Origin of the sequence: Escherichia sp. KCJ4928, from assembly GCF_004352695.1 — a bacterium.
Classification (GTDB): domain Bacteria; phylum Pseudomonadota; class Gammaproteobacteria; order Enterobacterales; family Enterobacteriaceae; genus ECMA0423.
Map to the genome: position 1 here is coordinate 1 of NZ_SJWV01000202.1, position 6,856 is coordinate 6,856.

General features: G+C 48.0%; 12 protein-coding genes. 1 reads left to right on the top strand and 11 read right to left on the bottom strand.

The window, feature by feature from the left end:
* Nucleotides 1–170 precede the first annotated feature (170 nt).
* From E0D98_RS20090 to exuR, 11 genes are all read right to left on the bottom strand, one after another.
* Complete coding sequence (locus E0D98_RS20090; protein ID WP_050877056.1) at nucleotides 171–536, bottom strand: DUF805 domain-containing protein; 366 nt, start codon at nucleotides 534–536, stop codon at nucleotides 171–173.
* Between the two features lie 292 nt (nucleotides 537–828).
* Nucleotides 829–1,815: a glutathionyl-hydroquinone reductase YqjG gene (yqjG, locus tag E0D98_RS20095; RefSeq protein WP_000531201.1), complete on the bottom strand. Its 987-nt coding sequence runs from the start codon at nucleotides 1,813–1,815 to the stop codon at nucleotides 829–831.
* Nucleotides 1,816–1,884: 69 nt separating this feature from the next.
* Nucleotides 1,885–2,277: a DoxX family protein gene (locus E0D98_RS20100; RefSeq protein WP_000732240.1), complete on the bottom strand. Its 393-nt coding sequence runs from the start codon at nucleotides 2,275–2,277 to the stop codon at nucleotides 1,885–1,887.
* Nucleotides 2,278–2,462: 185 nt separating this feature from the next.
* Complete coding sequence (locus E0D98_RS20105) at nucleotides 2,463–2,762, bottom strand: YqjK-like family protein (RefSeq protein ID WP_000096086.1); 300 nt, start codon at nucleotides 2,760–2,762, stop codon at nucleotides 2,463–2,465.
* Nucleotides 2,752–3,156, bottom strand: a complete 405-nt coding sequence (locus tag E0D98_RS20110; RefSeq protein ID WP_032333632.1) for a phage holin family protein — start codon at nucleotides 3,154–3,156, stop codon at nucleotides 2,752–2,754. Before E0D98_RS20110 ends, E0D98_RS20105 begins: the two co-directional genes overlap by 11 nt.
* A gap of 2 nt (nucleotides 3,157–3,158) precedes the next feature.
* A complete protein-coding gene (locus tag E0D98_RS20115) occupies nucleotides 3,159–3,464 on the bottom strand; it encodes a YqjD family protein (protein WP_000031415.1) in 306 nt (101 codons plus the stop codon).
* A gap of 37 nt (nucleotides 3,465–3,501) precedes the next feature.
* Nucleotides 3,502–3,870 (bottom strand): DUF1090 family protein YqjC, encoded by a 369-nt coding sequence (gene yqjC / locus E0D98_RS20120; protein ID WP_001297156.1) that lies wholly within the window; start codon nucleotides 3,868–3,870, stop codon nucleotides 3,502–3,504.
* A 146-nt stretch (nucleotides 3,871–4,016) separates the two neighbouring features.
* A complete protein-coding gene (mzrA, locus tag E0D98_RS20125) occupies nucleotides 4,017–4,400 on the bottom strand; it encodes an EnvZ/OmpR regulon moderator MzrA (RefSeq protein ID WP_001166768.1) in 384 nt (127 codons plus the stop codon).
* A gap of 3 nt (nucleotides 4,401–4,403) precedes the next feature.
* Nucleotides 4,404–5,066, bottom strand: a complete 663-nt coding sequence (gene yqjA / locus E0D98_RS20130; protein ID WP_000422149.1) for a DedA family general envelope maintenance protein YqjA — start codon at nucleotides 5,064–5,066, stop codon at nucleotides 4,404–4,406.
* A 21-nt stretch (nucleotides 5,067–5,087) separates the two neighbouring features.
* Nucleotides 5,088–5,171 carry a protein YqiM gene (gene yqiM, locus E0D98_RS28025; protein WP_211180508.1) on the bottom strand — a complete coding sequence of 28 codons (84 nt, stop codon included), beginning with the start codon at nucleotides 5,169–5,171 and terminating at the stop codon, nucleotides 5,088–5,090.
* 239 nt (nucleotides 5,172–5,410) lie between these two features.
* Nucleotides 5,411–6,187, bottom strand: coding sequence for a transcriptional regulator ExuR (gene exuR, locus E0D98_RS20135; protein WP_050877055.1), 777 nt, complete (start codon nucleotides 6,185–6,187; stop codon nucleotides 5,411–5,413).
* A gap of 295 nt (nucleotides 6,188–6,482) precedes the next feature.
* Between exuR and E0D98_RS20140 the strand changes: the two genes are divergently transcribed.
* Nucleotides 6,483–6,856, top strand: a 374-nt coding sequence (locus E0D98_RS20140) for a fimbria/pilus periplasmic chaperone (protein ID WP_165941040.1), incomplete at its 3' end; no start/stop codon positions are given.

Genomic DNA, 6,856 nt, shown 5'->3' on the forward strand with positions numbered 1-6,856 from the left:
TTTTTAGGATGTTATAAAGGTTTTGATATTTAAGATAAATACATGGTTGTTTTTTATAGGTAATTTATATAACGACATTGAAATATTTTAAATAAACATTAGTAAATTATTCATTCATCAACATGATGATAAAAGCCGGATGAGTCAGACATCCGGCGAGCAGATTTGTTTTAAGGTTTCAGTTTCGGATCTGGTCCAAAGCGGTTTTCGCCTGGCGTACCCGCCTGGCAGTTAAAGACGATGATAATAAGCCAGCCGATAAACGGGATTAAGAACAACAGTGCCCACCACGCCGAGCGGTCGGTGTCGTGCAGGCGGCGGAACTGAACTGCCCACCACGGTAAAAACACCAGAATACCGTAGATTGTCGTCAGGATGCCTTCGCCACCAGCGCGTTGCCAGCCTAACATTTTATCCAGCAGCCCCAGCACGAACGTAAAGATGATGTTGACCAGAATAAACATCCAGTACTCTTTGCGCCGCGCACGACCCCGGAAACCGACATAATTTTTTAGTACTTTCAGATACCAGTCCATTTTTGCCTCAATTTTGCTCAATCACTTGTTTTTAAAGCAGCAAATTAAGAATAGACGTGAATGAAATGGCAGTAAATATTCGTTCAAGGAATTAATAAAGTGCTGTGAAGGCGCGCTAAGACTGATGACAAGCGCAAAATCGCCAGATGCGCTACGCTTATCTGGCCTGCGCGGTCATTGCAACATATTGAATATAAATGTTTTGTAGGTTTGATAAGGCGTTCACGCCGCATCCGACATGAACAACATGCACTTAGCTAATTATCAGAGGCACCTCGTAAGGTGCCTTTTTTTAACCGAAGCGAACATCTCGTCCATGCGGTTCATCGAGATCCTGCCATGGACCAATTGAAATAATCCCCGTAGGGTTGATGGTCTTATGGCTGCGGAAGTAATGATTACGGATGTGATCGAAATTGACTGTTTCGGCAATTCCCGGCATCTGGTAGATATCACGCAGGAAGCCATACAGATTAAGGTAATCGCTGATGCGGTGCTTATCACACTTGAAGTGGGTCACATACACTGGATCAAAACGCACCAGCGTAGTCCACAGGCGAATATCGGCTTCGGTTAGCTGGTTGCCGGTCAGGTAACGATGCTGGCCTAAAATCTGCTCCAGTCGCGCCAGCGATTCAAACACTTTCGCCACCGCCTCGTCGTAGGCTTGCTGGCTGGTGGCAAAACCAGCTTTATACACGCCGTTGTTAACGGTGTCATAAATCCAGCCGTTAAGTTCGTCAATTTTCGTTTGCAGGGCTGGTGGGTAGTAATCACCCGCTTTTGCGCCCAGCGCATCAAACGCGGTATTGAACATGCGGATGATTTCTGCTGATTCGTTGCTGACGATGGTGTGGTTCTTTTTGTCCCACAGCACGGGAACAGTAACTCGTCCGCTGTAGTGTGGATCGGCGTGGAGATAAAGCTGATACAGAAATTCATGTTGATAGAGCGTATCTCCGGTTGCTCCCGGAAAACTGTCATCAAAGGTCCAGCCGTTTTCCAGCATCAGCGGGTTCACTACGGAAACGGAAATAAACGGTTCCAGTCCTTTGAGTTTGCGCATGATCAGCGTGCGGTGCGCCCACGGGCAGGCGAGTGAAACATAGAGATGATAACGATCTTTCTCTGCGATAAAACCGCCTGTGCCAGTGGGGCCAGGTGCGCCATCGGCAGTGAGCCAGTTACGAAATGCGGAAGCTGAACGTTGAAATTTACCGCCGGTAGATTTGGTATCGTACCAGGTGTCATGCCAGACGCCGTCAATCAGTTGACCCATTTTTCTCTCCTCCAATAGCAAAAACGAGGAGCTTCCTCCTCGTTTTTTATCGTTAAGTATAGCGCGTGCTTACCACTTTTTATTCAGCAGGCGGTCGATGCTATACGCGCCCGGACCGGTAATTGCCAGCAGCAGGAATCCGCCAGAAATTGTCAGGTTTTTCATGAACATCAGCGAGTTGACGCCTTCAGCAAAGTTGCTGTGAAATAAAAATGCCGTCAGCAGCGTAAAGCCCGCAGTAAACAGGGCTGTGGTGCGAGTCAGGAAACCGAACAGGATTGCCAGACCACCACCGAACTCAAGCAGAATCACCAGCGGCAGCATAAAACCCGGGACACCCATTGCTTCCATATATTGTTGGGTACCCGCGTAGCCAGTAATTTTTCCCCAGCCTGCGGTAATAAACAGAATCGGCATTAAAATGCGCGCTACCAGTACACCAACATCTTCTAATTTTTTCATCATACTCTCCACTGCGCCACTCAGGCTGCTGATTGTTTTTTTGTGCAAGGGCGCGGTATTAGCGTCGTTGCTGTCGATGGAGAGAATCATAAACGTGGTGAATGATGATTGTTAGCAAGGAAAACTGTCAAAAATCTTCAAAAAATTTGAGGGATAAGGCCGGAATTGCTCCGGCCAGAGGGAAGTTAACCGCGAAGCTGTTGCTGCTTGAGGGTCGTTTTAACCAGACGCCAGGCGCTCCATACGCCAAAACCGCGTCTGGCCCAGCGGACCAGCATATTAGGATGGCGAATCGTCCAGATCGCCATCACGCTACTGCCAACCAGCGCCCAGGAGCGCAGACTTAGCAGCATATTCCAGCGACGATCGTAAGCGCCTGTTGCCTCCAGCCATTCACGACGACTGGCGGAAAGATCCAGCCGTTGTTGCTGGATCTGGCTAAGCAGTTGCGCCTTACGTCGTTCACGTTCGACTTTACTGCTCACGGGACACCTCCTCGAGCAGTTGCCGATCGTTTGCCAGCTCATGGCGTGTATGGCGCAGCAAGGTGGATTTACGCGATTTACGTAACGTCCAGATACCGCCAATTAGTGCCAGTAGCAGCAACACCACGGTGGTGGCAATCATCGCATTCAGGCGATATTGCGGATCAACCGCCCAAATAATTAGCACCATCAGGCTCATAAGACCAAATGCAGCGAAAAGCATCGTCAGGCCCAGCATCAGTAAAAGTTGAAAGAGATTAGCTTTTTCCTCTTCCAGCTCCACCACCGCCAGCCGCAGACGTGTTTCCACCATTTCAACCATGATGGAAACAATTCGCTGCCCGATGCCCAGAACGCTTTTACCGGGCCCTTGCGCGTGATGAGTGTCCGCCATAATTAACGACGCGACAGCAGAACGCCGAGCACTACACCGATTGCAGCGCCAATTCCCACGCCGGTCCACGGATTTTCACGCACATACTCATCAGCACGCGCCGCCGCGACACGGGTTTGTTTGGCGATGGCATCACCGGTTTCACCCAGGCGATAACGGCTCTGTTTCAGTGCCTGCTCCGCTTTGCTACGAATCTTACTCAACTCTTCTTTCGACTTCTCGCCAGATGAGCTAAGCACCTCTTCCAGCGTATCGGAAAGGGATTTCAACTCAGCACGCAGATGTTCCGTAGTGTGTTCTTTCGACATAGTTTTCTCCAGGTGAGTAAGTAGTGACTATTGTGAGTTAGTAGTCGCGCGCTTCCAGCTTTTTCAGCTCTTCCTGCGCTTCTGCCAGTTTCCGTTCGCGTTTGGCAATCTTATCGGCATCGCCTTTTTGCTTCGCCTCGGCTAAATCTTGCTGGCGTTCCGCCACCTCATCTTTCTGCTTTGCGATTTTCTTGTGATGATCGGCACGCAGCTGGCTATCTGAACAGTTGGCCCGGACTTCACTCAGGGCTTTATTCAGACCGTCAATACGATTCTGGTTTTGGTGTTTTTCGGCATAGCTGATCTCCTTAAGGATATTTTGCTCCTTTTCCTGACACAGGGTAGTGGCATAACTACCGGCACTAAGAGCAAAGAGAGAAACAGCTAAAGCGATGCGGTATTTCATTCTTGAACCTTCCATTGTGATTCGGACCTATTACAAAGGAACGATTGTCCAGACAACGAAGCGGTAGTGTTAACCACCGCCTCATTAATCATAGACAGTTACGGTGAAATCACCAAAGTGAGTGATATGTTTCGGATAACAGGAAGTTATCCGAAGCGATGAGAGTTATCCCGTAACCGGGTCAGCCACTGCATAGCCTGACTGTTATTGTCCTGCTGCGCAATGATGTAGCCATGGGGCAATGTTCTGTCGAGGACCGCTTTTGCGGCGGCGCTCTGGTCGCTGGAGTCAAATGTAATTAACAGAGTGTCGTTTTTGGGGGTGATACTTTTGAAAGGAATGCCATGAGCGTCAAGGTGATGCCAGATCGAAAAACCGTCTGGCATCGTTGTGCCTTGATGAACGGCACGAATCGCCAGCGTAGACTCTTGCTGGCGAACCGCGGACCAGGCCAGCAACAGCGTGCCGACCAGAAGTAAAACAGTGCCGGACCAGGCTAGCTGGCGAAGCGACATGCGAGGTATTTGCATCCCTTACCCCCGATTTCCATATTTCTTTTTCCATAACACGACCAGAGAACCTGCCAGGCCAAACACCAGCAGCACCACCGGGAGCAGCATCAGGCATGACATCAGCTGGTCCTCGTACTTTAAAAATACCGGCGTTTTGCCGAGCATGTAACCCAGAGTTGTCAGGATCAATACCCACAGCAGACCGCTCATCCAGTTGAAAAACTGAAAGCGCGCGTTATTCAGCCCTGATAACCCGGCAATCGTCGGCAGCAGTGTTCTGACAAACGCAATAAAGCGACCAATTAACAGCGCCGATAAACCGTGTTTATGAAAAAGATGGTGTGCGCGTTGATGATAATGCGCGGGTAAATGAGATAGCCAGTTTTGTACGGTGCGGGTATTGCCCAGCCATCGCCCCTGAATATAGCTGACCCAGCAGCCGAGGCTGGCGGCAACGGTCAGCAGCAGAATCGTTTGCGGGTAACCCATCGCGCCTTTCGCAATCAACACGCCGACCAATACCAGTAAACTGTCGCCCGGTAAAAAGGCCGCTGGAAGCAAGCCGTTTTCAAGGAACAAAATTACAAACAAGACAAAATACAACATGCCAATCATCGATGGATTGGCCAGGGTTTCAAAATCCTGCGCCCACAGGGCTTGCAGCAATTGGGTCAAAAGTTCCATTCATTATTCCTGGTGAATCGGTTAACGCCACGCTGGTTTTAAAAGATGCACTACCGCAATGTTATTGCTGTTTTGGTATGTTCTGCGGGTTTGATACATCAACACAGCCTGAACTATTCCCTGTTAAATCGTGAGATAAGAAAGCATTCAAAAACATAAATTCAAATTGAATCTAATTGTAACAAAGGTCAACGTTGTTCGTTATCAAAATTACATGTCCGTGGAGTCTGATTTTGCTGAATGCAGGGGAGGGTGGCGAGAGGATTTACACAGGCTGACACTTTATACTTTTCGCTTACCGACGAGACAAACAGGCGCGTCGCAGCGCCTGTCGGACAGGTATTTCATTTACTGCCGCTGGTGGCCGTATCGAGATGCACTACCGGGTTTTCGGCGAACAGATAGCGGTCGGCATTGAACTCGAAGTCGTCGCTGGTTTCGTTGAATAACATGATCTTGGTGTTTTCCAGGTGCTGCCACATTGCCAGCTTAGCAGCATGAGGATCTTTGCGAATCAGCGCCTTGAGGATTTGATCGTGGTCATCACACCAGTTATCGACGGTACGGGAATCAATGTGTTCGTGCAGTTTTTTCCAGTACGGGTTATGGCTACGTTGGGTCCACATTTTTTCAACGATGGCCGCCAGGGCGGAGTTCTGCGTCGCCAGGGCTACCTGAATGTGGAACTGTAAATCCCACTCGGAATCACGGAAGCATTGTTCGCCGCGCGCCTGTTCCTGAATGGCCATCAGTTTCATGATGTCTTGTTTCGTTACCTGAGTTGCCGCGAACTCGGCAATATTACTTTCGATGAGCTGGCGAGCCTGAAGCAACTCAAACGGACCGTAATTGGCGAATTCCATATTATTGTCAGCCGCCTGCTGATGGCGCGGCTGGCTGGAAACCACATGAATACCTGAACCTTTACGCACTTCGACATAGCCTTCAACTTCCAGCATGATGATGGCTTCACGAACTACCGTACGGCTGACGTTCTTTTCATCGGCAATAAAGCGTTCTGCAGGCAGTTTATCACCTACCAGATAGACGCCCTGTTCGATGCGCTCTTTCAGGTCAGCGGCAAGTTGTTGATACAAACGGCGTGGTTCAGTGATTTCCATATGCGTCTCCCGGAGTGGAATGCGGACGAAGTTATCATACCACTTTATTCATGGGTATGCCATTGGTCATATATAAATTTGGTGATTGAATTAATGTATTGAATTAATATTGTGAATATTTATAAATTCCTAAAAAATAAGTATCGTCATTGTGAAAGCTACTAAATTTCAGTAAGTTAATTCCCAGCCTTTAAATTTAATATTAACTAAAAATGCTTTTTTATATTGACTTACAATAAATCTACATCTCTAATACACCAACTTTTTGGAAACAATATTGTAAGATCAAATTTATATGGTGGCGAAAATTAATCTCTTATCACGGCTTACGCCGCTTTTATTCGTGTTCGCTCCTTTTTTGGCACAGTCAAATATGACTGTTTATCCTATGGCTGTTTCCATTAATAGTCAGGGTGAAGGCAACGTTCGCGTAATATCTAAAAGTAATGAAGTTCAGTACATCAAGGCGACAGTATTCCGTATCGATAATCCATCGACGCCTCAGGAAAATGAAGTTGAGATTAAATCCGGTGATGCAAATCATCTGGTTGTTATGCCACCTAAATTTGCTTTACCAGCCGGTAGTAGCAAAACCGTACGTTTTGTTGCGATGGAACCAGAGCAAAAAGAGAAAAATTATCGCGTTAAATTTGAAGCGGTTCCCAGTAT

What these genes read in the sequence shown, in the direction of transcription:
- E0D98_RS20090 (WP_050877056.1), bottom strand. Translation starts at nt 536, where the DNA reads ATGGACTGGTATCTGAAAGTACTAAAAAATTATGTCGGTTTCCGGGGT.
- yqjG (WP_000531201.1), bottom strand. Translation starts at nt 1,815, where the DNA reads ATGGGTCAACTGATTGACGGCGTCTGGCATGACACCTGGTACGATACC.
- E0D98_RS20100 (WP_000732240.1), bottom strand. Translation starts at nt 2,277, where the DNA reads ATGAAAAAATTAGAAGATGTTGGTGTACTGGTAGCGCGCATTTTAATG.
- E0D98_RS20110 (WP_032333632.1), bottom strand. Translation starts at nt 3,156, where the DNA reads ATGGCGGACACTCATCACGCGCAAGGGCCCGGTAAAAGCGTTCTGGGC.
- E0D98_RS20115 (WP_000031415.1), bottom strand. Translation starts at nt 3,464, where the DNA reads ATGTCGAAAGAACACACTACGGAACATCTGCGTGCTGAGTTGAAATCC.
- yqjC (WP_001297156.1), bottom strand. Translation starts at nt 3,870, where the DNA reads ATGAAATACCGCATCGCTTTAGCTGTTTCTCTCTTTGCTCTTAGTGCC.
- mzrA (WP_001166768.1), bottom strand. Translation starts at nt 4,400, where the DNA reads ATGCAAATACCTCGCATGTCGCTTCGCCAGCTAGCCTGGTCCGGCACT.
- yqjA (WP_000422149.1), bottom strand. Translation starts at nt 5,066, where the DNA reads ATGGAACTTTTGACCCAATTGCTGCAAGCCCTGTGGGCGCAGGATTTT.
- exuR (WP_050877055.1), bottom strand. Translation starts at nt 6,187, where the DNA reads ATGGAAATCACTGAACCACGCCGTTTGTATCAACAACTTGCCGCTGAC.